Origin of the sequence: Chlorobium sp. N1 (assembly GCF_004332115.1) — a bacterium.
Classification (GTDB): domain Bacteria; phylum Bacteroidota; class Chlorobiia; order Chlorobiales; family Chlorobiaceae; genus Chlorobium.
This window is the reverse complement of record NZ_SJPA01000001.1, coordinates 178,194-203,414: the sequence shown is the minus strand read 5'-3', so window position 1 is coordinate 203,414 and position 25,221 is coordinate 178,194. Positions and strand designations below refer to the sequence as shown.

Here is a 25,221-nt window from a genome sequence, read left to right as displayed (position 1 = left end):
GGTTTTTCAGCCGGTCCCGGCAGGGCGGGGACAAATGGGTAAAGCTTTTGTAATCTACTCTATTCCGATCAGTAATGGGAGAAAATAACACCGGAGCCGAAGCCGGGCAATACGCATCGCGCGGCAACAAGGCGACCCGTGCCGGATTCGGCGAAGCCCTTCTTGAAGCAGGCAGGGAGAACGAGTCCGTCGTCGCGCTCTGCGCCGACCTGACCGGTTCGCTCAACATGCAGCATTTCCGCGACGAATTCCCCGAGCGTTTCGTGCAGACCGGCATCGCCGAGGCGAACATGATCTCGATGGCCGCGGGCCTTGCCACCACCGGCAAGATCCCCTTCGCCGCCAGCTTCGCGGTCTTCGCGACCGGCCGCGTCTACGACCAGATCCGCCAGTCGCTCTGCTACTCGAACCTCAACGTGAAGGTCTGCGCCTCGCATGCCGGGCTCACCCTCGGCGAGGACGGCGCCACCCACCAGATCCTCGAGGACATCGGCCTCATGCGGGGCCTGCCGCGCATGACGGTCGTCGTGCCGGCCGACTTCAGCGAGACGAAGCGCGCCGTGAGAGCCGTCGCCGCCCACGAAGGCCCGGTCTACCTCCGGTTCGGACGCCCGAACGTCCCCGATTTCTCCCTCGACGAGGACGGATTCGAGATCGGCAAGTCGATCGAACTCCATCCCGGAAAGGATGTCACCGTGATCGCCTGCGGCATCATGGTCTGGAAGGCGCTCGAAGCCGCCCGCATCCTCGAGAAGGAGGGCGTGGGAGTGCGCGTCCTCAATATGCACACCATCAAGCCGATCGACACGCTGGCGATCGTGCGCGCCGCCAATGACACCGGCGCCATCGTCACGGCCGAGGAGCACCAGATCCACAACGGCCTCGGCGACGCCGTCGCCGGCGTCTGCGCCCGCAACATACCGGTTCCGATCGAGATGGTCGGTGTCGAGGACCAGTTCGGTGAATCGGGCAAGCCCGACGACCTGCTCCGCAAGTACAAGCTGACGACCGAGGACATCCTCGAGAAGATCTACATAGCCCTTCGCAGGAAAGAGTGAGGGGACGGCCGTCTTCCATGGCGGGAACGTGAGGGAAAGTGTCTCCGGTATCCGGGACGGGCGCGATGCCCGCTGCGGGTGCCGGAGTTTTTTACAGTAACGGAGACAAACGGGAACGAGAGAAGATGGCAATGCCGAACCTTGGCGATATGATGAAGCAGATCCAGCAGGCCGGAGAAAAGATGCAGGATGTGCAGAAGCAGCTGGAAAAACTCACGGTCTCCGGCGAGGCCGGCGGCGGGATGGTGAAGGTCACGGTCAACGGCAAGCAGCGCCTGCTCGAGCTCACGATCGATCCCGAGATCATGGACGACGCCGAAATGGTCCAGGACCTGGTGCTCGCCGCGGTGAACAACGCCCTCGAGGCCGCCGGCCAGATGGCCCAGGAGGAGATCTCCAAGGTGGCCGGCGGGATGATCAACCCCCAGGACCTCCTCAAGAACCTCGGCCAGTAACCACCCAGGGCGCATGCAGTACGGTTCATCCTCCATTGAAACCCTGATCGAGGCCTTTTCACGGCTTCCGGGCATCGGGCGCAAGAGCGCCCGCCGCCTGGCCATGCACGTCCTGCAGCAGCCGAGGGAGGAGGCCGAGCGGCTCGCTTCGGCGCTCGTCGACGTCAAGGAACGGGTGATCCGCTGTTCGGTCTGCCAGAACGTCACCGACCGGGAGGATGATCCCTGCCCGATCTGCAGCGGACGGGGACGCGACCGCACCCTCATCTGCGTCGTCGAGTCCCCGGTCGACGTGCTGGCTTTCGAGAAGACCGCCCACTACCGGGGCCTTTACCACGTCCTGCACGGGGTGATCTCCCCGCTCGACGGCGTCGGTCCCGACGACGTCAAGATCCGCGAACTGCTCGAGCGGCTCCGGGGGGAGGAGGCCGGCGGCGTGCGCGAGATCGTGCTCGCCCTCAACCCCACGGTCGAAGGCGAGACCACCTCGCTCTACCTCAGCCGCCTGCTCAAGCCTCTCGGCGTCCAGGTCACCAAGATCGCCCGGGGCATCCCCGTCGGCGCAGAACTTGAATTCATCGACGAAGCCACCCTCTCACGGGCCATGGAGGGCCGTTCTGCGGTCTAGGCGGAGAGCGCGGTTTCTGAACAAGCATATCGGACAGATTATGACTGGAGAAAAAAAATCGGTACTGATCCTCGGAGGCGGCCTGGCCGGCCTTACCGCAGCAAAGCGCCTCGCCGACCGCGGATTCGAGGTCAGGCTTCTTGAAAAACGCGATATCTTCGGCGGCAAGGTCTCCAGCTGGAAGGATGAGGAGGGCGACTGGATCGAGTCCGGCACCCACTGCTTCTTCGGCGCCTACGATGTGCTCTACGACCTCCTGCGCGAGATCGGTTCCTACCACGCGGTCCTCTGGAAGGACCACCGGCTGACCTACACGATGTCGGGAGGAAAGGACTTCACCTTCAATACCTGGAACCTGCCGAGCCCGCTGCATCTGCTTCCGGCCATCATAAACAACGGCTATTTCACGTTCGGCCAGATGGCGGCCTTTTCCCGTTCGCTCATTCCGCTCGCACTGCAGCAGCGGGCCTATCCGCCGACCCAGGACCACCTGACCTTCGCCGAGTGGGCTGAGAAGAAGCGGTTCGGAAGCCATCTCATGGACAGGATGTTCCGGCCCATGTCGCTGGCGCTCAAGTTCATCCCGCCCGAAGAGATATCGGCCAAGATCATCCTCGACGTCACCGAGACCTTCTACCGCGTGCCCGACGCCTCGCGCATGGGATTTTTGAAGGGCGCCCCCTCGGAATACATCCACCGTCCGCTTGTCGAGCATTCGCGCGGCAAGGGGGCCGAGTTCCGCACCGGCGCTTCGGTCGAGGAACTGCTCTTCGACGGCACGGAGATCAAGGGCGTGCAGCTCACGAACGGCGAGATACTGACGGCCGACTACTACCTTGCGGCCCTGCCGATCCACAACCTCAACCGGGTGCTGCCCGAGGCCCTGAAGCGCCACGACCGGTTCTTCAGCGACCTGGACCGCCTCCAAGGGGTGCCGGTCATTTCCGTGCAGCTCTGGTACGACCGCGAAATCACCCCGGTCGACAACGTGCTCTTCAGTCCCGACGGCGTCATTCCCGTCTACGCCAACCTGGCGCGTACCACGCCGGACTACGATACGCTTCGCGGCGAGCCCTTCCGGGGCGGGAGCCGCCTCGAGTTCTGCGTGGCCCCCGCAGCACCGCTCATGCAGAAGATGAACGACGAGATCGTCGCCCAGGTCGACCGGTCCGTGCGCGACTGCTATCCCGCATCCTCGGCCGGAGCGAAGATTTTGAAGTCGACGGTCGTGCGCATCCCCCGTTCGGTCTATGCGCCGCTGCCGGGCATGGAGCAGTACCGGCCGACGCAGCAGACGCCGGTCGGGAACCTCTTCCTTGCCGGCGGCTTCTCCCAGCAGCTCTACTACGACTCCATGGGAGGGGCGGTCATGAGCGCCAACCTCGCCGCCGAGGGCGTCATGAAAGCCGCGGGCGTCGTAGAGGGGTGAGAAAAAATATTCTGAAATGTTTGTTCTGAAAAGAATGAAAAAATGTTATCTTTGAAGCCCTGATTCAAGGTAGTGCAGTGAATCTCGGACGGGCCCTTGTAGCTCAGTGGATAGAGCAGTAGTTTCCGGAACTAAAGGTCGGCAGTTCGAATCTGTCCAAGGGCACAGGAAGCAGGGGATATCTCATATCGGGGTGTGGCTCAGATGGTAGAGTGCTGCGTTCGGGACGCAGAGGTCGTGGGTTCGAGTCCCGCCACCCCGACACGAAAGGCGATTGCGGCAGGTTCCGCAGTCGCCTTTTTCTTTTTCCCCTTCCCGTCCTTCCTCATGTCGGCCCCTTCCTTTCAGCTGCTTTTATACGCTGTTTTTATGTGGGCGTATTGTTTTGGGTAAATAAAAGTATATTTTGCATAGTTGCGACTTGCCCCCAACAATTCCTGCCGCACCATTATGGACAGTACCCTGCAGCCGGGCCACGGAGCCTTCGGCGAACTTCAGGGCATCTCCCGGATTCCGGAGCATGACATTACCGACAGTATCATAGAGTCTATTCCCGGGGCGTTCTATATGCTCGACGCCATGGGGCGCTACGTGCGATGGAATGCGTTCCAGCGCGACGTCATCGTGGGCTCCGGCGACCGTGAGATGGCCGGTTGCAACGCCATGGAGACCTTCCATCCCGACGACCGGGCCGAAGCCGTCCAGCGGATGCAGCGGGTGCTCGAGACCGGGGTGGAGGATATCGCTGAGGGCCGCGTGCTGCTTCGCGGCGGACCCGACTACCGCTGGTTCCTCATGACCGGGCGCCGGGCGATCATCGGCGGCATGCCTTTCATCATCGGCACCGGGGTCGACATCACCGACCGCAAGAGGGCGGAAGAGGAGAACGAGAAACTCGGCCAGCAGCTTCAGCATTCGCAGAAAATGGAGATCGTCGGCAAGCTTGCCGGCGGGATCGCCCACGATTTCAACAACATGCTTGCCGTGATCCTCGGCCATGCCGAGGCCCTGCTCGAGGAGACCCCTGAGGATTCGGACGGGCGGGATCACCTGGATTCCATCCTGAAGGCGGCCAACCGCTCCGCCGATCTCACCCGCCAGCTGCTCTCCTTCGCCCGTCGACAGGTCGTGCTCCCGAAGGTGCTCGAGCTCGATCAGGCCATCGCGGATACGATGTCGCTCCTGCACCGCCTGATCGGCGAGCACATCGAGCTCGACTGGCGTCCCGGTGCCGGGGGTGTCCGGATCAGGATCGATCCCTCGCAGGTCGACCAGATTCTGACGAACCTCTGCGTGAACGCACGCGACGCGATCGGCAGGAACGGCACCGTGACCATCTCCAGCTCGATCGTTCATCTGGGTGAGCGGGCATTCCCGCAGGAGAGGGGCGAGCGCAAGGCGGGGGAGTATGCGGTGCTTACGGTCGAGGATACCGGTTCGGGAATGGAGCCGGAGGTGCTCCCCCACATTTTCGAGCCCTTTTTCACGACGAAGGAGCTCGGGAAGGGGACCGGCCTCGGGCTTTCCACCATCTACGGCATCGTCAAGCAGAACAGCGGGTTCATCGACGTCTCGAGCGAGCCCGGCCGGGGAAGCCGCTTCAGCATCCATCTTCCCGTCGTGGCCGAGGACGGTTCCGTCTGTGCCGGTTCCGGCAGCGTCGCGGAGTGCGAGGTTCCCGGACGCAGTGATGGCCGGGTGGTGCTCATCGTCGAGGATGAGCCGGACATCCTCAAGCTCTGCCGTTTCGTGCTTGAAGCCAGGGGGTTCGCCGTCCTTTCCGCACCTTCTCCCGGCGAGGCCGTCTCCCTGGCGCGCTCGCACGGCGGCTCGATCGATCTTCTCCTCACCGACGTGATCCTTCCGAAGATGAACGGCAGCGAGCTGGCCTCGAGGATCTCCGAACTGCATCCCGGCATCAGGGTGCTCTACATGTCGGGATACACGGCCGACGTCATCGACGGCCAGGGAGTTTCGGCCCGTGGGGTGCGTTTCATCCAGAAGCCCTTTTCGGTCAGGGAGCTTGCCTCGAAGGTCGGGGAGCTGCTTACGGCGTGCTCGTAGCCGCTCCGTCTTCGCTGGATGGGTCCTTTTCTCCTTCGATGATCTCGATGACGGTGTCGTGGATCGCCAGGAAGTGCTCGCCCGCCATCAGCATCCATGCCGCAAACCCCTTGCCGGTGCCTTCCGGCATCTCTTCTATGCTGCTGTAGGTCCGGCTGCCTTCGGCCGTATGGATTCGTATGTGCATCAGGGTCCTGTTGTGGTGGATCCGGCGCCGGCGGCGCCGGCCGTCATGACAACAGTTTTATGGCAAATTCCGTGCCGGAGGCGGCGTCTTGGCGGAGTGGACGTGGGCGTGCCGGGGCGTTCTGTCCGCTGTGCCGTTCTGCTGCAGGTGTGGCGTTACGGGACGTGCAGGGTGTCGCTCGCTATTCGTCCGTTTCGCATTCGGAGGTGGTGTGGAATTCCAGGCCGGGGTAGTCTTCCCGGGCGACCTTCAGCATCCATTCGCTTTCGGCGAGGAAGACCGGGCGCTCCTCGCGGTCGAGCGCGATCGCGCCGGCCTTGCGGCGCAGGAACTCGTCGAGCATGGCGCGGTCGGTTCCCGTGACCCAGAATGCCTTGTGGTAGCGCAGCGGACTGAAGTCGCACTGGGCGTTGTACTCGTGTTCCAGGCGGAACTTGATGACGTCGAACTGCAGCTCTCCGACCGTGCCGATGATCCTGCGGTTGCCGAACTGGGTGAAAAGCTGCGCGAGCCCCTCTTCGGTCAGCTGCCGTATTCCCTTGTCGAGCTGCTTCTGCTTCATCGGGTCCCGGTTCTCGAGCGCCTTGAAGATCTCCGGCGAGAAGCTCGGAATGCCGCGGAAGTGCAGCTCCTCCCCTTCGGTGAGGGTGTCGCCGATTTTCAGCGATCCGTTGTCGTACAGGCCGATCACATCGCCCGGCCATGCGTCGTCGATAATGCTTTTTTCGTTGGCCATGAAGTGCGTCGGGCTCGAGAAGCGGACCTTTTTCTGCAACCGGGTGTGGGTGTAGAAGCGGTTGCGTTCGAAGCGGCCCGAGCAGATCTTGAAGAAGGCCGTACGGTCGCGGTGGTTCGGGTCGAGGTTGGCGTGGATCTTGAAGACGAAGCCCGTCATGGCCTCCTCTGCCGCCTGGACGGTCCGCTCCGCCGCATCGCGTTTATCGGGGCTCGGCGCGATCTCGATGAAGGTCTCGAGCAGCTCGCGGATGCCGAAGTTGTTGATGGCGCTGCCGAAGAACACCGGCGCAAGGAGCCCGTCGCGGTAGAGTTCCCTGTCGAAGGGTTCGTAGACGCCTTCGATGAGGGAGACGTCGTCGCGGAGCTTCCGGGCGAAGCTGTCGGGAATCCAGCGCTCGAGTTCCGGATCTTCGAGGTCGCGGAGGCTGACGAAGCTTTCCGTCACGCGGCTGGCGTTCGACTCGAACAGGTTGAGGTTCTTGCCGTAGAGGTTGTAGACGCCCTTGAACGACTGGCCCTGGCCGATGGGCCAGCTCAGGGGGCGGACGCTGATCGAGAGTTTCTCTTCGAGTTCGTCGAGCAGTTCGAACGGATCGCGTCCTTCGCGGTCGAGCTTGTTGATGAAGATGATGACCGGGGTGCGGCGCATGCGGCAGACCTCCATCAGGCGCTCGGTCTGTTCCTCGACGCCCTTGACGCAGTCGATGACGAGGATGACGCTGTCGACGGCCGTCAGCGTGCGGTAGGTGTCTTCGGCGAAGTCCTTGTGGCCCGGCGTGTCGAGGATGTTGATGCGCTTGCCCTCGTACTCGAACCCCATGACGGAGGTCGCCACCGAGATGCCGCGCTGTTTTTCGATCTCCATGAAGTCGCTCGTCGCGCTCTTGCGGATCTTGTTGCTTTTGACGGCTCCCGCCGTCTGGATGGCCCCTCCGAAGAGCAGGAACTTTTCGGTCAGGGTCGTCTTGCCCGCGTCGGGGTGGCTGATGATGGCGAAGGTCCTGCGTTTCGAGATCTCTTTCTGTAAATCCATGGGCGTGCGATCCGTTTCTTCGGGCGTCTGTTGTATTGTTCGGGTGGCGTGAAGATACGAAGACGGCGTGCAAAAAAAGAATTCCCTCATGGCGGGCCTGCGGGGACTTCTGCATAAATTCCGGTGTATTACCTGCATCAAGGATGTATCTTCCGGAAACAGTTCTCATTCTACCCTTATTCACCGCCCCTGTTCAGATGGATCCTCTTGAGTTTTTCCGTGCCGTCCCTGACTCCCTCTGGGCGACCCTTGCGGCGGCCGTTGCCGTCGTCCTGTTCACCCTGCTGCTTGCCGGCCGCATTGCCGCATTCCTCGCCGCGCTCCTCGAGCGCACCCCGCTCTTCCGACTCGTCGCCATCCGCCTGAAGCTCAAGGAGCATACCCCGCTAACGCAGGGCTTCTCCACGGCCGTGCGTGTGGCCCTCATCGTCTCGGCGGCCGTTGCCGGCTGGCATATCCTCGGCACGCATCCCTCCATCGCGCGTTTCATCGAGGAGAGTTTCCTGGTGCTTCGGTGCTTCATCGTCCTTCCTGCCGTGGAGTTCGTCCTGAACGTCGCCCTTGTGGGCCTGGAGAGCCTCCTGCTCCTTCGGGTGACGGGCTGGCTCAAGGGCGGGTTCGGAAGGCTCGAGGCCGTGATCCGCAGCGAAGAGGACCGCCGGCTGAAGGGGTTTTCCATCCAGAAAGTGCAGGTGTTCACCTCCTCGCAGCTTACCCTGTTCCTGCTCGGACTCAGCCGCTATGTGCGCTTCGGCCTCAACGCGCTGCTCGCCTTCGTCTACCTGACCGGCCTGTTCAGCATCTTTCCGCAGACGCGCGGCACCGTGCAGAGCGCGCTGGGTTCGTTTTTCCTCAGCATCGAGCATGCATGGAGCGGCTTTACGGAGTATCTTCCGAGCCTCTTCATCCTCGTCGTCATCGTCGTCGGCACCCGCTACGGGCTGAGGCTGATCCGCTTCCTGTTCGGGGAGGTCGAAAAGGGGACGATCACCATCGCCCGCTTCAAGGCGGAGTGGGCCGTGCCGACCTACCAGCTGGTCCGGTTCCTCGTCATCGCCCTGGCCCTGGTGCTCGCGTTCCCATATCTGCCGGGATCGTCCTCGCCGGCGTTCCAGGGTATCTCGGTCTTCATCGGCCTCCTTTTCTCGCTCGGCTCGACCTCGGTGGTCGCCAACGTCGTCTCCGGCGTCGTCCTCACCTATACGGGCGCCTTCAGGGTGGGGGACCGGGTCAGGATCGCCGATACGGTCGGCGACGTGGTCGAAAAGGGGCTGCTCGTCACGCGGGTGCGCACCATCAAGAACGAGGAGATCACCATACCCAACGGCATGGTGATGGGAAGCCACATCATCAACTACAGCGGCGAATCGCACGGGGGCGGGCTGATTCTGCATGCCACCGTGACGCTCGGCTACGACGTTGCGTGGCGCCGGATTCATGAAACCCTCATCCTTGCCGCCCGGAAGACCGGGGGGCTGCTTGCCGAGCCGGCGCCGTTCGTGCTGCAGACCGCGCTCGACGACTTCTACGTCCACTACGAGGTCAACGCCTATACCGACCGGCCGCACAGCATGGCCTCGATCTATTCGGAACTCTACCAGAACATCCAGGACTGCTTTCAGGAGGCCGGCATCGAGATCCTCTCTCCGCACTACGGAGCACTGCGCGACGGCAACGCGTCGACGATCGCACCGGAGCATCTGCCGAAAGAGTACCGCGAGCCCCGGTTCCGCGTGCAGGCGGACGGCACCGGGGGCGCATAGCCGGGGATTCCGCCCTAAATCGTTGGAGGGTATGGCGGTTTGAAAAAAAATGCTATACTAGCACAGCATTTTTCATTGCAGGCTTCAATTACATTTAACGATTCTGACGCTCATGAATTTCAATCCCTGGCACCATGTTGAGGTAGGAGAGGACAGCCCTTCGGTTGTCAACGCGATCATCGAGATCTCTCAGGGCAGCAAGACCAAGTACGAGCTCCACAAGAAAACCGGCATGCTGATGCTTGACCGGGTGCTCTTCTCCTCCGTGTTCTATCCCGCCAATTACGGTTTCATTCCCAGGACGCTCGGCGACGACCACGATCCGCTCGATATCGTGGTGGTATCGCAGTGCCAGATCGTGCCGATGTGCCTGGTCCGTGCCCGCGTCATCGGCGTGATGCGCATGATCGACCATGGGGAAGGCGACGACAAGATCATCGCCGTGGCCGAAGACGACATGAGCATGAGCAACATCCACGACATCGACCAGCTCTCACCGCATCTCAAGTCCGAGCTGCAGCACTTCTTCGAGGAGTACAAGTCGCTCGAGAACAAGACCGTGCTCGTCGAGCAGTTCCAGAACGCAGAAATCGCCCGTGAGAGCATCCTGCATGCCATCGAGAACTACAACAAGGTGTATGCACCCGTAAACTGACGGGCTGAAGGCCCTTCCGGGGCAGGTACGCTGCAGTGTGGACGGCAGGGGGATTTCGGTTCCCCTGCCGTTCTGCCGTTTGGGGCGGAGGGATGAAGGGGTCCCTTCCTTGTTGTATATTGCCGCTGTGGCCCCCGCCGTACTCAACAGTCGAACCATAAGGAGGATTGCTGATGGAAAGCCGGATCGATACCTCGAGGTTTCTCGCGGCTCCGGGAGAGCCTGTGGACCTCTCCTCCCGTCCGACCCTCGTCGACCCCTTCTACAGCTCCAAAAAGCACTACAGGGAGCTTCTTGCGAGCCACGTGTCGCTGCTCAGCGAGCTGCAGGCGGTGCATTACGCCGACAACCGCTATGCCGTGCTCCTGGTCTTCCAGGCCATGGACGCGGCCGGCAAGGACAGCTGCATCCGCCATGTCATGACCGGCGTCAATCCGCAGGGGTGCCAGGTCCACAGTTTCCAGCACCCCTCGCCGGAAGAGCATGCCCACGATTTCCTCTGGCGTACCGGCTGCGTCCTGCCGGAGCGCGGGCGCATCGGCATCTTCAACCGTTCGTACTACGAAGAGGTGCTGATCGTGCGCGTCCATCCCGAAATCCTCGAAAGCGAGGGGATCGCCGACGGCCATCACCGCAAGGAGACGGTATGGGAGCACCGTTACCGTTCGATCAACGACATGGAGCGCCATCTTGACCTGAACGCCACCCGCTGCGTCAAGTTCTTTCTCCACCTTTCGAAGGAGGAGCAGCGACGCCGGTTCCTGAAGCGGATCGACACGGAGGAGAAGAACTGGAAGTTCAGCATGGACGACATCGAGGAGCGCCGATACTGGGACGACTACATGGCGGCCTACACCGCATGCCTCTCGGCGACGAGCACGAAGCACGCCCCCTGGTACATCGTTCCCGCCGACGACAAGCGCAACGCCCGGCTCATCGTATCCTCGATCCTTCTCGAGCTCTTCCGGGGGCTCGATCTCCGCTACCCGGAGCCGACCGCCAAACGCCGCAAGGAGCTCCAGGCATGCCGCAGGGTGCTGCTTGCCGAATAGTTGCCGCTGAGAGCCCCGGTTCGCATCCGCCGCGTCGGGAGCCGAGGTTCCGGTGATTACGCTATCCTGTCTCTCGTGGCGTACTCCCTAAGGAGGAGGCATTTCTGGCGTTTTCAGGGCTCCCGATCCCCCTTCGGCCGTCCCCGTCTGCGTTTTGCCGGTGTTGACAACTTTGACGCATCCCATGATGAGCCCCTTCGGAAGGGGATGCGGCCTTTCGCTGTTAAGGCCGTGTATTCCGCTAAGTTGTTTTGGGGTAGCGGTTTGCTGTTTCCGTGCCCGGTTTTTTCGTTCTGGCGTAGTTCTCTGCCGCCTGTGGACAACACGGCGTTCGGATGTGCATGGAATGTTGACAACTTGTGGATAGTGTGGCGGTGCGTATTTTTTTCGCCGCTCTGAAAATGAGGAAAATGTTCCTATATTCTGCCGCAGCATACTCTTTCTCCCTGTTCCGCGTCCGCTCCTTTTGCTGTGGTCCGGCCGGCGCAGGGCAACCATACCCGTCATCGCATGCTCTCACTGCCGTTCGCCACGCTTGCCTCACGTGCCGCCGCAATCCGTCTCGTCATTTCCGACAACGATGGCGTCTTCACCGACAACGGCGTCTACTATTCCGAAGCGGGAGAGGCGATGAAGCGCTACTCCATCCGCGACGGGATGGGCGTAGAACGGCTGCGCATGCACGGCATCGATACCGCGGTCATGACCGGCGAGACCTCGCCGAGTCTTCGCAAGCGCGCCGAAAAACTCGGCATGAGCCGTCTCTACCTCGGCGTGAAGGACAAGCGCTCGATGCTCGAAGAGGTGCTCGAACAGAGTGGTCTGCAGCTCTCGGAGCTGGCCTATATCGGAGACGACGTCAACGATGTGGAGATCATGGAGGCGATCGGCCCGGAAGGCCTCGTGGCATGCCCGGCCGATGCGACCGAGTTCGTCGAGCCTCTCGTCCATTACCGTGCGCCGTCGGCCGGGGGGCACGGAGCGTTCAGGGATTTCGCAGAGTGGCTCATCCGCCTCGGAAGCCTCTAGGGCGGCCGTTGGAAAGGCATTTTTCACTGTTTTACAGATAGATACATAGAACCAATGCAGTCAGTCAACATAGGCGGCAGGGAGGTCGGCGACGGCCACCGGGTCTTCATCATCGCCGAGATCGGCATCAACCACAACGGCTCGCTCGAGACGGCCAAGAAGCTCATCGAAGGGGCGGCCGAGGCCGGCTGCGACGCGGTGAAGTTCCAGAAACGCACTCCGGACCTCTGCGTGCCGGAGAGCCAGCGCGACATCGAGCGCGACACGCCCTGGGGCCGGATGAGCTACATCGACTACCGCTACCGGGTCGAGTTCGGCGTGGAGGAGTACCGGGAGATCGACCGTTTCTGCCGCGAGCAGGGGATCCTCTGGTTCGCCTCCTGCTGGGACGAGGAGGCCGTCGACTTCATGGAGGCGTTCGAGCCTCCGTGCTACAAGGCGGCATCGGCCTCGCTCACCGACCTTCCGCTTCTGAAGAAAACCCGGGACACCGGCCGGCCCCTCATCGTCTCCACCGGCATGTCGACGATGGAGGAGATCGAGACCGCCATCGCCGCCCTCGGCCGGGAGAACCTCCTCATCGCCCATACCAACTCCACCTACCCCTGTCCGGTCGAGGAGCTCAACCTGAGGATGATCGAGAGCCTGAAGGCGCTCTATCCGGAGGTGCCGATCGGCTATTCGGGCCATGAGACGGGACTTGCAACCACCTGGGCGGCAGTCGCGCTCGGCGCGACCTTCATCGAACGCCATGTCACGCTCGACCGTGCCATGTGGGGATCCGACCAGGCGGCCTCCGTCGAGATGGGCGGGCTCGAACGGCTCGTCTCCAACACCCGGGAGATCGAAAAAGCCATGGGAGACGGCATCAAGCGGGTCTACGAGGGCGAGGCGGCGGCCCGCCGCAAGCTTCGTCGCTCCTAGCTGCCCGGGGAGCTTGCTATATTAACCTGTCTCCATTAAATTCATGCTTCGCCACTGAGCGGGGCATCGGCATGGCCGTGCACCGTTCATTCTTCATCGAAAGGCGGCACGTCAATAGTTTCATCAGATCACGATCAACGACCGAACCATAATGAGCAAAAAAAACAGCGCAGTCCAGGAGTTCGAGTACAAGGCTGAAATGAAGCAGCTGCTCGACCTCATCGTCCATTCCCTCTACACCCATCCTGAAATCTTCCTCCGCGAGCTGGTCTCCAACGCCTCCGACGCGCTCTCGAAGGCCCGTTTCGGTTCCCTTTCCGATGATGGCCGGCTCAAGGCCGTCGGCGAGCCGGCGATCCGCATCACGCTCGACTCCAAGACGGCGGCGTTCTCGATCGAGGACAGCGGCATCGGCATGACCGAGGAGGAGCTCATCGCCAACCTCGGCACCGTTGCCAAATCCGGTACGCTCGGTTTCATGCAGGCGCTCCGCGAGCAGAAGCAGGAGCTCGACGGCAACCTCATCGGCCAGTTCGGCGTGGGTTTCTACTCGGTCTTCATGGTTGCCGACGAGGTGACGGTCGAGACCCGCAGCGCCCTGGAGGGCTCCGAAGGGCTCCGCTGGCGCTCTTCCGGCCAGGGTACCTACACCATCGAGAAGATCGAGAAGAACGAGCCGGGCACGAAGATCTCCTTCACCTTTAAGGAGGAGCACAAGGAGTTCGCAGAGGAGTACCGCGTCGAGAACATCATCAGGAAGTACTCCAACTTCGTCGATTTCCCCATCTATCTCGGAGAGAAGCAGCTCAACAGCATCACCGCCCTCTGGCAGCGCCCGAAGAGTGAGCTGAAGACGGAGGAGGTGAACGAGTTCTACAAGTTCATCTCCAACGACTTCAACGACCCGCTCGACTACCTGCATGTGTCGGTGGAGGGCGCCGTCAGCTTCAAGGCGATCCTCTTCCTTCCGAAGGAGGCTCCGATGGAGCTGCTCTACCGCCAGGGCGAGCTTGAGCAGAAGGGCCCGCAGCTCTACGTCAAGAAGGTGATGATCCAGCACGAGTGCCGCGACCTCCTGCCGGAGTACCTCCGCTTCATCGCCGGCGTGGTCGACACCGAGGACCTCTCGCTGAACGTTTCGCGCGAGATCGTGCAGTCGAGCCCCGTCATGGCCAAGATCCGCCAGATCCTGACCGGCAAGATCCTCGGCTGGTTCGAGGAGATGGCAACCGAGCAGCCCGAGCGGTTCCGCACCTTCTACAAGGCGTTCGGCCCGATCGTGAAAATCGGCCTGAATACCGACTTCACCAACCGCCAGAAGCTCATCGAGCTCCTCCGCTTCGAGAGCACCAAAACCGCAGAGGGGGAGTACGTCACCCTGAAGGAGTACGTCGGACGCATGGGGGCGGAGCAGAAGGAGATCTACTATCATTCCGGCGGCGAGAAGAAGCAGCTGCTCGCCAACCCGAACCTGGAGTATTTCCAGGACAACGGTATCGAGGTGCTCCTGCTCAGCGATCCGGTCGACGTTTTCGTCATCCCCTCGATCCACGAGTACGACAAAAAGCCGCTCAAGTCCATCGAGAAGGCCGACATCGATTTCTCTTCCGGGACGAAGGAGAGGGATGAGGCGGTCGCCGAGAACCTGCTGACGCCGCTGCTCGCCATCTTCCGCGAAACCCTCGGCGAGGGGATCGAGGACGTCGTCGAGTCGCACCGCCTCGTCAGCTCCCCCGTCACGCTCGTCAGCGGCAAGGATGCCATGGACAGCCAGATGGAGCGTATGATGAAGATGATGCAGCAGGAGATGCCGGCCGGCAAGAAGATCCTCGAGGTGAACCCCTCGCACCCCATCATCCGGAACCTTTCCGGCATGATGATGGCCGACGAGAGGAACCCGCTCATCCGGACCACCATCCGCCAGCTCTACGAGGGGGCGCTCCTGCTCGAGGGCGGACTGGATTCTACGACGGATTTCGTCTCGAGGATGAACGAACTCATCGAGGCGGCGACGCTCTCTCGCTGACCGCCTGGCTCAACAACCGCAAAAACGCAGAATGTGAAACGCAACAGGGAACTGAACATGAGGGAGCTCGAGGCTTTCCAGAAGAACGAGATCACCGAGTACTACATCTACCGCAACCTCTCGACCAAGGTGCGCGGGGTGAAGAACCGCCGGGTGCTGGCCCAGATCGCCGATGACGAGATGCGCCACTACAACATCTGGAAGCAGCATACCGGCCGCGACGTCCGCCCGAACCGGTTCCGGATCTGGTTCTACTCGCTCATCAGCATGCTCTTCGGTTTCACCTTCGGCATCCGGCTGATGGAGAAGGGGGAGCAGGGGGCGCTCAATGCCTACGGTGCGCTGCCTCCGTCCCTGCATGAGGCGAGCGGCATCCTGCGCGACGAGGAGGAGCACGAGGAAGCGCTCCTGAAGCTGCTCGACGAGGAGCGCCTGCAGTATACCGGCTCGATCGTCCTCGGCCTGAACGACGCGCTCGTCGAGCTGATGGGCGTGCTTGCCGGCCTGACCTTCGCCCTGCAGGACGCTACGCTCGTAGCCCTCTCGGCCACCATCACGGGCTTTGCCGCGGCGCTCTCCATGGCGGCCTCGGAGTACCTTTCGACGAAGTCCGAGCCGAACGGCAACAACCCCTTCCGGGCGGCGCTCTATACCGGCATCGCCTATCTTCTGACGGTCGTCGTGCTTGTCGCCCCCTACATCCTCCTTGCCGACCTCTACGTGTCGCTGGGGTTGTCGTTCGCAGGCGCGGTGTTCATCATCGGCTTCTTCAACTACTACATTTCCGTCGCCCGCAACGAGCCGTTCAGGGCCCGTTTCTTCGAAATGGTGGGGCTGAGCTTCTCTGTCGCCGCCCTGAGCTTCCTGGCCGGTTACGCGATCCGCTACGCCTTCGGCATCGAGGTCTGATCATGTCCGCTCGAGGGAGGCTCCGACGAGCCTCCCCTCGGCCTCCGGATCCATCCTTCCCCCGCTCTCCATCCGCACCACCAGCCGCTCCTCCTCGGGGCCGAACCCTTCCCGTTTTCCGTACTGCTCCATGAGGACCGCTTCGTCGGCCTCGGAAGCGTCGTTCCTCCGTTCGCTCCGGGCCCGCACCCGCGCAAGGAGCACCTCGTCGGGGGCTTCGAACGAGAGGATCCTGCAGGGGCAGCCGAGGCGCTCTGCAAGCTCGATGAACCGCTGCCTCTCGGAGCGGCGGAGGAACGCGGCGTCGGCAATGACCGGCCAGCCCCCTTCGAGTGCGGCCCGGGCGGCTTCCAGGAGCCGGCGGTAGGTCCTGCGGCTCATTTCCGGGGTGTAGATGGAATCGGGAAGCTCCCGGCTGCTTTCGAGCGGCCGGAGCCCGCAGAGGCGCTTGCGCTCGACGTCGGAACGCACGTGCACGGCGCCGAGGACGGGGGCGAGGGCGGCGGCATGGGTCGATTTTCCGCTGCCGGAGAGCCCGGTCGTGACGAGCAGGGCGGGGCGGCGGCACCCGACGAGGGTTTCTGCGAAGCGGATGAAGCTGCGGTGTTCCTCGAACGCCAGGCGGCGCTGTTCCCCCGGCTCCTGGCTGCAGCGTATCGCCGCCACCTTGGCCCGCACCATCGCCCGGTAGAGGACGTAGAATTTGAGCACGCGCATCGCCTCGAAGTCGCCGGTTCCCTGGAGCCAGCCGTTCATGAACGTCCATGCGAGCTTCTTGTGTTCGCCGTGGAGGAGGTCCATGAAGAGGAATGCGGCGTCGCTCGCGATGTCGATGCAGCTGAGCTCGCGGCTGAATTCGATGCAGTCGAACACCTCCACCTCGCCCTCGATGAGGACCATGTTGGCCGTATGCAGATCGCCGTGGCACTCCCGGATCCATCCGTTCCTCTTCCTCTCCGCGAAGGCCGCAGTGAGCTCGCGGTGGCGCCGGAGCGTCCACTCCCTGAGCCGTTCGAGCGCCGGCCCTTCCCCGGCCTCCGATGCGGCGGGCTCGAGGTGGCGGAAGTTCTCGAGCATCGGTTTGATGACGGCTTCGGCCGTACCGAACGGTGTTTCGGGCGAGAGCGGCTCCTGCTCGAGGTGGAATGCGGCGACGGTGTCTGCCAGGCGCCGGACGGTGCCGGTATCGAGCGCTCCCTGTCGGAGCAGGCGGTCGAGCTCCCGCGAGCGGTCGAAGCGTACCATCCTGACGGCATAGTCGACTGTTTCGCCCTCTCCGCCGATACGGAGCGTTGCGTTGCGGCGCACCACCTCCACGACGTCGAGGTAGATATGCCGCGAGAGCCTCCGGTTCAGCCGGATCTCCTCGTGGCAGCAGTGCCGGCGCCTCTCCAGGGTGGAGAAGTCGAGGAAGCCGAGGTCGACGGGCTTCTTGACCTTGTAGGCATGCGCTCCGGCAAGGAAGATCCAGGAGATGTGGGTCTCCACCATCTCCACCTGTTCTGCCGGGTGCGGGTAGGCCCGCGGGTCGAGAAGCGCATCAGGAAGCCTGTCCATGGCATCTCCCTCTGAAGGGTCCTGTGAGGGGAGGTTTGCAGAAAACGGAACTTCGCATTTTCAGTAATATACGAGGACTCCGCCCTCCGGCCAACCTCCGCCGAGGGGGAGCATGGGGGGGCGCGGGCCGTGCGTTTGTCTTATCGGGAGGTTTGTCCGGCGGCGGCACAATCTGATAGATTAAGTCCGAAAAAAGTTTAAATTGAAGTTTTGCGGCTATGGCCTTTCTCCCTATGGTCTTGAGGCCTTCCCTGCTCCCGGCCGTTCAACCCAGGTTCCACTTCTGAGATTATGATCCATCTGACCAAAATCATCTGTCCGACGGACTATTCGGAGGCTTCGCATACGGCTGTCCGCTACGCGATCGATTTTTCGCACCGCGTCGGCGCCCACGTGCGATTCCTGCATGTGCTCCACGGCGGGAACATCGCCGAGAAGACCGCGGCGGGCTATGGGGTGCCGATCAGCGGCAAGCCGGCCGAGGACGTGCTTCCCGAAGATTTTTCCTCACTGCTCATGTCGGAAAAGAAGAAGGGGCTCCAGGCCGACGTGCTGGTGCTCAAGGGGGATGCCTCGAATGTCATCGCCGGCCAGGCTTCACAGTGGGGTGCCGATCTCATCATCATGGGCTCGCACGGCCGCACCGGCTTCCGCAGGCTCATGATGGGCAGCGTCGCCGAGGCGGTGTTCCGTTCTTCCGATATTCCCGTGCTGCTCGTCAAGCAGGATGTTTCGAACCGGATCGTTTCGGTTTGAGGCCCCGTTCGTATTTCACTGAACCCGTAGAGCTGTTTTCGTTATGATGACGCATTTCCGAAATTCGATACTCTCCCTCGTCACCGAGACTTCGGCCAACCTTCCGAGCGACGTCCGCCGGGCGATTGCCGGGGCCATAGGCCGGGAAGAGCCGGATTCGAGGGCCGGAATGTGCATGTCGGCCATTTCGCTCAACATCGACATGGCCGTCGACCGGGTTGCTCCCGTCTGCCAGGATACCGGCATGCCGACCTTCTTCATCCACGCACCCAAGGGCGCCGACCAGCTCATGATGAAGCGCGAGATCGAGGAGGCCGTCGCCGAGGCCTCGCGTCAGGGCAAGCTTCGCCCGAACGCCGTCGACGCCATCAGCGGCAGGAACTCCGGCAACAACCTCGGCTGCCATGTCCCCGTCATCCATTTCGAGCCCTGGGAGAAGGAGGAGATCGAGGTCCGGCTCATCCTCAAGGGCGGCGGCTGCGAGAACAAGAACATCCAGTATTCGCTTCCGATGGAGATCCCCGGCCTCGGCCGCGCGGCCCGCGACATCGACGGCGTGCGCAAGTGCATCCTGCACTCGGTATGGCAGGCGCAGGGCCAGGGCTGCAGCCCCGGCTTCATCGGCGTAGGGGTCGGCGGCGACCGCACCAGCGGCTACGAGCTCGCCAAGAAGCAGCTCTTCCGCCGGGTCGACGACACCAATCCCGATCCCGAACTGCAGGGGCTCGAGGAGAGCGTCATGGCTTCGGCCAACACCTTCGGCATCGGTCCGATGGGATTCGGCGGCAAGACCACCCTGCTCGGCTGCAAGATCGGCAAGTCGCACCGCGTGCCGGCGAGCTTCTTCGTTTCCGTCGCCTACAACTGCTGGGCCTACCGCCGCCTCGGCGTCATCATCGACCCGAATGACGGCAGCATCAGGCAGTGGCAGTTCCGCGACGAGAATGAGATCACCCGCATGGCCAAAGGCGAGGGCATGCCGCTTACCGGCCGCGAGGTCGTGCTCAAAGCTCCGATCTCCGAGGAGCAGGTCCGTTCGCTGAAGGTCGGCGACGTCGTCATCGTCGAGGGCGAGATGCACACCGGCCGTGACGCTTTCCACCACTACATCATGCACCACGACCTGCCCGAAGGGGTCGATACGAAGGGCGGCGTGCTCTATCACTGCGGCCCGGTCGTGCTGAAGCAGGATGACGGATCCTACAGGGTCAACGCCGCAGGGCCCACCACCTCCATCCGCGAGGAGCCCTACCAGGCCGACGTGATCGAGAAGCTGGGCCTGCGCGCCATCATCGGCAAGGGCGGCATGGGGCCGAAGACCCTCAGCGGCCTCCGGGAGCACGGAGCGGTCTACCTGAACGCGATCGGCGGCGCCGCGCAGTACTATGCGGCCTGCATCAAGAACGTAACCGGCGTCGATCTCCTCGAGGAGATGGGTGTGCCGGAGGCGATGTGGCATTTCCAGGTGGAGGGCTTCCCGGCAATCGTCACCATGGACGCCCACGGCAACAGCCTCCACAGCGAAATAGAGAGCGATTCGATGAAGGCCCTCGAGGCCGAGGGCTGAGCCCCGCGCTCCGGCGGTTTGCCGGAGCACCGTGTTCCGACTGCCAAGCAACAACCAAAACAATCCGAACCAATGGCTTTTGACGGCGTTATCCTGATGGTGGTGGGCATGCTCACCGTCTATGTGTTCCTCCTCCTGATGATCCTCATGATCACCATCCTCTCGAATGTCTACAGAACCCACGCCCTCGGCGAAGAGAAGAGCCTGCTCGAGGAGATCGAGGCGAAGCGGAGGAAGAAGAAAGAGAAGGAGATGAAGAAATCGGCCTCCATGGGGGGCGCCGATGATGCTGCACGGCTCACCGCCGTCATCACGGCGGCCGTCCATGCCCACGCATCAGGCCGGGCCTGAGTGCGTAACGATGAACCTGACAAAGCTTAAAAAAACAAAGTAGCCACATGAAACGCATACGGTTTATGGATGTCTCCTTCCGTGACGGGTTCCAGTCCTGTTACGGAGCACGGGTGAAGACCGAGGACTTCATTCCCGCTCTCGAGGCCGCGGTCGCGGCCGGGACGGACAACTTCGAGATCGGCGGAGGCGCCCGCTTCCAGAGCCTCTACTTCTACTGCCAGGAGGACGCCTTCGAGATGATGGACACGGCCCGCAGGATCGTGGGGCCCGACATCAACCTCCAGACCCTTTCACGCGGCGCGAACGTCGTCGGCCTGGTCTCGCAGTCGCGCGACATCATCGACCTGCACGCCAGGATGTTCAAGAAGCACGGCATCACGACGATCCGCAACTTCGACGCCCTCATGGACGTGCGCAACATCGCCTACTCCGGCCAGTGCATCCACAACGCCGGCCTCAAGCACCAGGTGGTCATCGCCCTCATGGGCCTGCCTCCGGGACTGAAAGAGACCTATTGCCATACCCCGCAGTTCTACCTCGACAAGCTGAAGGAGATCCTCGACGCCGGCATCCCCTTCGACAGCGTCGCCTTCAAGGACGCCTCCGGAGTCACGACTCCTGCGGTCGTCTATGAAGCGGTCAGTGGAGCCCGCAAGATGCTGCCCGAGGGCACCCTCATCGAGTTCCACACGCACGACACCGCCGGCATGGGCGTGGCCTGCAACTTTGCCGCCATCGAGGGCGGAGCGGACATTATCGACCTTGCCATGGCCCCCGTCAGCGGCGGCACGGCAGAGGTCGACATCCTCACCATGTGGCACCGCCTGCGCGGCACCGACTATACGCTCGACATCGATCCCGAGAAGTACATCGAGGTCGAGTCGCTCTTCACCGAGCGCATGGAGAAGTATTACATGCCGCCGGAAGCCAAGGAGGTCAATCCGGTCATCCCGTTCTCGCCGATGCCCGGCGGTGCGCTGACGGCCAATACCCAGATGATGCGCGACAACAACACCCTGCACCTCTTTCCCGAGGTCATCCGCAACATGCGGGAGGTCGTCGCCAAGGGCGGGTTCGGCTCTTCGGTCACCCCGGTCTCGCAGTTCTACTTCCAGCAGGCCTTCGCCAACACCGTGCAGGGGCCCTGGACGAAGATCACCGAGAGCTACGGCAAGATGGTGCTCGGCTATTTCGGCCACACCCCGGCCGAACCCGATCCGGAAGTGGTGCGCCTGGCCTCCGAGCAGCTCGGACTGGAGCCGACCCGCAAGGACGTGCACGACATTAACGACCGCAACCCCGAGCTCGGTATCGAATACAACCGCTCCCTTCTCGAGAAGGCCGGCATTGAAGCGACCGAGGAGAACATCTTCATCGCCGCGACCTGCGGAGCCAAGGGCGTTGCGTTCCTCAAGGGCGACAAGCCGCTCGGCATCCGCTACAAGGCCGACGTCGAAGCCGAAATGGCGGCCAAGATCGCCGGCAGGAAACCTGCCGCTGCGGAGAAGAATGTCAACCAGCGTCTCAATGAACTCATCGACAAACCTCAGAAATCCTGTATGTCAAATTATATCGTAACGGTAGACGGCAAGTCCTTCAACGTATCGGTCGCCGATGGAACCGGCGCCCAGAAGCCTGCAGTGCAGGCCGCAACCCCATCGGCAGCTCCGGCACCCTCTTCCGGGGACGGCGTTCCCGTTGAGGCTTCGCTTCCCGGAACGGTCGTGGCCATCTCGGTCGAAGTCGGCGACACCGTCGCCGAGGGCGACGAGATCGCCGTCATCGAAGCCATGAAGATGGAGTCCCCGGTGAAGTCGCCGAAAGCCGGCAAGATCGTCTCCATCGACGTCGCCGTCGGAGACACCGTGGCGACCGGCGACCAGCTCGTCTCCATCGCCTGAAGACTGCTTACATGTATCCCCATGCGCCCGGCCTGCGGCTGTACGCATGGGGAAAGAGTGCCCCTCGAAACCATTCAAGGATTCAAACGACAGCTATGCGCAAGTTACTGATGGTCGTCTTCTCCCTGCTGTTCATGACGACGGCAGGGTTTTCCCAGACGTTTTTCCAGACGGAGGGAGACTGCGTCATCCTCACCATTCCCGACAGCCTCGAGCTGGTGAAGGTGCCGATCCGGGACAGCCGGAAGCTGCAGGTCGGCGATGCCGTCCGTGAGGGCGATTTCCTCGGCCTGTTCGCCGATGAGGCCCACAACAAGATCTCGGTGACGGCCGGCCTCTCAGGCCATGTCACCTACATCAACGACAAGCTCTACCACAAGTATTCCGCCATCCCTCCCGGCACCGAACTCATGCGGATTTCGCGCGAGGATCTCCTCGTCAACGTCCAGGGCTCGGAGGCGACCACCGACAGGCTCTCGCTGAGTATCGTCATGAAGAACCTCGTCGAGAGTACCGGCATCTACGCCCTTGTGACCGACAACCGGCTGACCTGGACCGAAGGGCTCGGCCGCCTGCTCATGATCAGCGTCGGCGCCCTGCTCATCTACCTGGCCATCGCCAAGGGGTTCGAGCCGCTGCTCCTGCTTCCCATCGGCATGGGCGCCATCTTCTCGAACATCCCGCTGGCCTACATCAACGACGAGGGGGGCATCCTCTACTACATCTTCCACGTCGGCATCGAAACCGGCGTCTTCCCGCTGCTCATCTTCATGGGCGTGGGTGCCATGACCGACTTCGGTCCGATGATCGCCAACCCGAAGACCGCGCTGCTCGGCGGCGCCGCCCAGCTCGGCATCTTCTCGACCCTCATCGGAGCGCTCCTGCTTTCCCAGTATGTCCCGGGCATCAACTTCACCATGAAGGACGCCGCCTCGATCGGCATCATCGGCGGTGCCGACGGTCCGACCTCGATCTTTGTGGCCTCGCGCCTCAGCCCGGCCCTGCTCGGCAGCATCGCTGTGGCGGCCTACTCCTACATGGCGCTCGTGCCGATCATCCAGCCGCCCATCATGAAGCTCTTCACGACCGAGGCTGAGCGGAAGATCAAGATGAGCCAGCTCCGCTACGTCTCGAAGCGCGAGAAGATCATCTTCCCGATCGTCGTGATCCTGCTCTGTGCGATGCTTTTGCCCTCTGCGGCTCCTCTCATCGGTTTCCTCATGTTCGGCAACCTCATGAAGGAGTGCGGTGTCGTCGAGCGTCTCAGCGAGACCTCACAGAACGCCCTCATCAACATCGTCACCATCTTCCTCGGACTCGGCGTCGGCAGCAAGCTTTCTGCCGAGAAGTTCCTGAACCTCGAGACCCTCGGCATCCTGGTCCTCGGCCTCTTGGCTTTCTCGATCGGTACGGCCGGCGGTTTGCTGATGGCCCGTTTTATGAACCTCTTCCTGAAGCAGAAGATCAACCCGCTCATCGGCTCTGCCGGCGTTTCTGCCGTGCCGATGGCCGCGCGCGTCGCGAACAAGGTCGGTCTCGAAGCCGATCCGCACAACTTCCTCCTGATGCACGCCATGGGCCCGAACGTGTCCGGCGTCATCGGTTCGGCGGTCGCTGCAGGCCTTCTGCTTGCCGTCTTCATGTAACGGGATCTGTTTGCAGCTTCTGCGTCCAGACGCAAGAATGGCGGCCATATGGCCGCCATTGCTGTATAGGGCTGTTCGGCTGCCGTTCAGCTTTTCAGGATGACTTCGCAGTCGGGGTGCAGCTCGATGAAGCGCTCGACTTCCGCCTCGGGAATGCGGCCGGCCGTCAGTTCGAGTTTCTCGAGGCTTTCGTGGGCCATGATCGGCTCGATCGAGCGGACGCTGGTGTTGGTGATGTCGAGCTCCTCGAGTTCGGCGTGCATCTCAAGCGGCTCGATGCTCTCGACCGGGGTTGAGGCGATGCTGAGCTCGCGCAGGAACGGAAGGTTGCGGAGCGCTTCGATGTCCTCAATGAGCGTTTTGTTGCAGCGCAGGTATTCGAGGTTCCCGAGGTCTGAGAGCGGCGAGAGGTCGCGTACCGCGGAGTTGTTGATGCCGAGCTCGATCAGGTTTTCAAGGCCCGAGAGGGCTTCGATGGAGTCGATCCGGGTTTTGTAGCAGCTGAGCTTCTCGAGGGCCTTGAGGTCTCGAAGCGGCGAGAGGTCGGTGATCGGAGTCTCGCTGCAGTAGAGCTCCTCGAGGTTGACGAGTCCGCTGATCGGTTCGAGCGACTCGACCATCGTGCTCGAGATCCAGAGCAGCTTCAGGCTCTTCAGGTGGCGGAGCGGTTCGAGCGAGCTGAAGTCGCAGTCGAAGGCGTAAAGGCGCTGCAGGTTGGTGAGATGGGAGACCGGGTCGAGGTTTTCGACCGGCGACTCGTCGCAGCGCAGCTGCTGGAGCTTTTCGAGCGGAGCGACCGGCAGGAGGTCGTGGATCCGGCGGTTGTCGCAGCGCAGGCTCGTGGTGTCGAAGAAGGCGAGCAGCTCGCCCTCGCCCGGATCGCCCTTCAGCTTCAGGGTCTGGCGGACCACCTCCTTCCATTCGGCCGTCAGGGCGTTCCACCACTTCCTGCGCAGCTGGCTCTCGGCGATGAGGGCTTTTCTTGTGGTGGTGCGGAGGAACTCGGCTTCGTCGGGGCTGCAGTAGATGTGGCGGGACTCGCTGTTCGGCGTGAGCGCTTCGGGAGTCGAACCTGCGGGCTCGTCGAACCCCGTGATCTTGTCGGTCAGGCAGCGGGTGTACCACTCGGCCTTCTTCTCCTCGACGATGCGGTGGTGGCGTTCCATGTCCTGCTCGTCAAGCGAGGAGATGTCCTCGAGGATGTCGTTTCCGCACCGGGGGCAGACCGCACTGTCGGCAGTGAGCGGAAAGCTGCAGACGGGGCACTGATGGTAGGTGTTTTGCTCCAAAGCGGGTGGCGGTTAAGGCATTGGTGAAGCGGTTTCCGGATCCTGCCGTTCCTGCAGGGCCGGGGCGGTGTCCGTGACCCCGCCCCTTTGGTGGCGGAGTGTTATTAAATGATAAGAAAAAAAGCGTTATCCCCATACCGGACCCCTGAAATCCCTCTCCGCTTCCACGAGTTTTTTTGCCGGTTCCTGAACTATCGGTGC

General features: G+C 62.3%; 21 protein-coding genes and 2 tRNA genes. 19 read left to right on the top strand and 4 right to left on the bottom strand.

Features of this window, described 5'->3' with window-relative positions; all coding sequences use genetic code 11:
* The first annotated feature begins 74 nt into the window (after positions 1-74).
* The 7 genes from E0L29_RS00880 to E0L29_RS00850 all read left to right on the top strand — a co-directional run bounded on the left by E0L29_RS00880 (position 75) and on the right by E0L29_RS00850 (position 5,634).
* Positions 75-1,058: a transketolase family protein gene (locus E0L29_RS00880; RefSeq protein ID WP_131353595.1), complete on the top strand. Its 984-nt coding sequence runs from the start codon at positions 75-77 to the stop codon at positions 1,056-1,058.
* Between the two features lie 125 nt (positions 1,059-1,183).
* Entirely contained in the window at positions 1,184-1,513 is a 330-nt protein-coding gene (locus tag E0L29_RS00875) for a YbaB/EbfC family nucleoid-associated protein (RefSeq protein WP_131353594.1), read from the top strand.
* Between the two features lie 13 nt (positions 1,514-1,526).
* Complete coding sequence (recR, locus tag E0L29_RS00870) at positions 1,527-2,141, top strand: recombination mediator RecR (RefSeq protein ID WP_131353592.1); 615 nt, start codon at positions 1,527-1,529, stop codon at positions 2,139-2,141.
* A 40-nt stretch (positions 2,142-2,181) separates the two neighbouring features.
* A complete protein-coding gene (locus E0L29_RS00865) occupies positions 2,182-3,570 on the top strand; it encodes an FAD-dependent oxidoreductase (RefSeq protein ID WP_131353590.1) in 1,389 nt (462 codons plus the stop codon).
* Positions 3,571-3,662: 92 nt separating this feature from the next.
* Positions 3,663-3,735, top strand: a tRNA-Arg gene (locus E0L29_RS00860).
* 24 nt (positions 3,736-3,759) lie between these two features.
* Positions 3,760-3,832 (top strand) — tRNA-Pro (locus tag E0L29_RS00855).
* A 188-nt stretch (positions 3,833-4,020) separates the two neighbouring features.
* Positions 4,021-5,634: an ATP-binding protein gene (locus E0L29_RS00850; protein ID WP_131353588.1), complete on the top strand. Its 1,614-nt coding sequence runs from the start codon at positions 4,021-4,023 to the stop codon at positions 5,632-5,634.
* Here E0L29_RS00850 and E0L29_RS00845 read toward each other — a convergent pair.
* Positions 5,618-5,821 (bottom strand): hypothetical protein, encoded by a 204-nt coding sequence (locus E0L29_RS00845; RefSeq protein WP_131353586.1) that lies wholly within the window; start codon positions 5,819-5,821, stop codon positions 5,618-5,620. The two genes, E0L29_RS00850 and E0L29_RS00845, sit on opposite strands and share 17 nt — an antisense overlap.
* Positions 5,822-6,002: 181 nt before the next feature.
* Entirely contained in the window at positions 6,003-7,592 is a 1,590-nt protein-coding gene (locus E0L29_RS00840) for a peptide chain release factor 3 (RefSeq protein ID WP_131353584.1), read from the bottom strand.
* 197 nt (positions 7,593-7,789) lie between these two features.
* Between E0L29_RS00840 and E0L29_RS00835 the strand changes: the two genes are divergently transcribed.
* The 7 genes from E0L29_RS00835 (at position 7,790) to E0L29_RS00805 (ending at position 15,950) form a co-directional block, all read left to right on the top strand.
* The gene (locus E0L29_RS00835) at positions 7,790-9,355 is read left to right on the top strand and encodes a mechanosensitive ion channel domain-containing protein (RefSeq protein ID WP_165498788.1); all 1,566 of its coding nucleotides are present in this window, start codon (positions 7,790-7,792) and stop codon (positions 9,353-9,355) included.
* A gap of 112 nt (positions 9,356-9,467) precedes the next feature.
* Entirely contained in the window at positions 9,468-10,010 is a 543-nt protein-coding gene (locus E0L29_RS00830) for an inorganic diphosphatase (protein WP_131353580.1), read from the top strand.
* Between the two features lie 173 nt (positions 10,011-10,183).
* Positions 10,184-11,062 carry an ADP-polyphosphate phosphotransferase gene (locus E0L29_RS00825; protein WP_131353578.1) on the top strand — a complete coding sequence of 293 codons (879 nt, stop codon included), beginning with the start codon at positions 10,184-10,186 and terminating at the stop codon, positions 11,060-11,062.
* Between the two features lie 510 nt (positions 11,063-11,572).
* Positions 11,573-12,091 (top strand): HAD-IIIA family hydrolase, encoded by a 519-nt coding sequence (locus tag E0L29_RS00820; RefSeq protein WP_131353576.1) that lies wholly within the window; start codon positions 11,573-11,575, stop codon positions 12,089-12,091.
* A 54-nt stretch (positions 12,092-12,145) separates the two neighbouring features.
* The gene (locus E0L29_RS00815; RefSeq protein WP_131353574.1) at positions 12,146-13,015 is read left to right on the top strand and encodes an N-acetylneuraminate synthase family protein; all 870 of its coding nucleotides are present in this window, start codon (positions 12,146-12,148) and stop codon (positions 13,013-13,015) included.
* A gap of 151 nt (positions 13,016-13,166) precedes the next feature.
* Positions 13,167-15,041 carry a molecular chaperone HtpG gene (gene htpG, locus E0L29_RS00810; protein WP_131353572.1) on the top strand — a complete coding sequence of 625 codons (1,875 nt, stop codon included), beginning with the start codon at positions 13,167-13,169 and terminating at the stop codon, positions 15,039-15,041.
* A 33-nt stretch (positions 15,042-15,074) separates the two neighbouring features.
* Entirely contained in the window at positions 15,075-15,950 is an 876-nt protein-coding gene (locus E0L29_RS00805) for a VIT1/CCC1 transporter family protein (RefSeq protein WP_131353570.1), read from the top strand.
* Here the strand turns inward: E0L29_RS00805 and E0L29_RS00800 are convergent, their stop codons facing one another.
* The gene (locus tag E0L29_RS00800) at positions 15,951-17,507 is read right to left on the bottom strand and encodes a bifunctional aminoglycoside phosphotransferase/ATP-binding protein (RefSeq protein ID WP_131353568.1); all 1,557 of its coding nucleotides are present in this window, start codon (positions 17,505-17,507) and stop codon (positions 15,951-15,953) included.
* A gap of 291 nt (positions 17,508-17,798) precedes the next feature.
* On the opposite strand from E0L29_RS00800, the gene E0L29_RS00795 reads away from it, so the two are divergent.
* The 5 genes from E0L29_RS00795 (at position 17,799) to E0L29_RS00775 (ending at position 23,731) form a co-directional block, all read left to right on the top strand.
* Positions 17,799-18,263 (top strand): universal stress protein, encoded by a 465-nt coding sequence (locus E0L29_RS00795; RefSeq protein ID WP_131353566.1) that lies wholly within the window; start codon positions 17,799-17,801, stop codon positions 18,261-18,263.
* Between the two features lie 46 nt (positions 18,264-18,309).
* A complete protein-coding gene (locus E0L29_RS00790) occupies positions 18,310-19,830 on the top strand; it encodes a fumarate hydratase (RefSeq protein ID WP_165498807.1) in 1,521 nt (506 codons plus the stop codon).
* A 72-nt stretch (positions 19,831-19,902) separates the two neighbouring features.
* The gene (locus tag E0L29_RS00785) at positions 19,903-20,181 is read left to right on the top strand and encodes an OadG family protein (RefSeq protein ID WP_131353564.1); all 279 of its coding nucleotides are present in this window, start codon (positions 19,903-19,905) and stop codon (positions 20,179-20,181) included.
* Between the two features lie 47 nt (positions 20,182-20,228).
* Complete coding sequence (locus E0L29_RS00780) at positions 20,229-22,085, top strand: biotin/lipoyl-containing protein (protein ID WP_131353562.1); 1,857 nt, start codon at positions 20,229-20,231, stop codon at positions 22,083-22,085.
* Positions 22,086-22,180: 95 nt separating this feature from the next.
* Positions 22,181-23,731: a sodium ion-translocating decarboxylase subunit beta gene (locus E0L29_RS00775; RefSeq protein ID WP_131353560.1), complete on the top strand. Its 1,551-nt coding sequence runs from the start codon at positions 22,181-22,183 to the stop codon at positions 23,729-23,731.
* Positions 23,732-23,817: 86 nt separating this feature from the next.
* Here the strand turns inward: E0L29_RS00775 and E0L29_RS00770 are convergent, their stop codons facing one another.
* On the bottom strand, positions 23,818-25,020 hold the full coding sequence (locus E0L29_RS00770) for a leucine-rich repeat domain-containing protein (RefSeq protein ID WP_131353557.1): 1,203 nt from the start codon (positions 25,018-25,020) through the stop codon (positions 23,818-23,820).
* Positions 25,021-25,221: the final 201 nt, after the last annotated feature.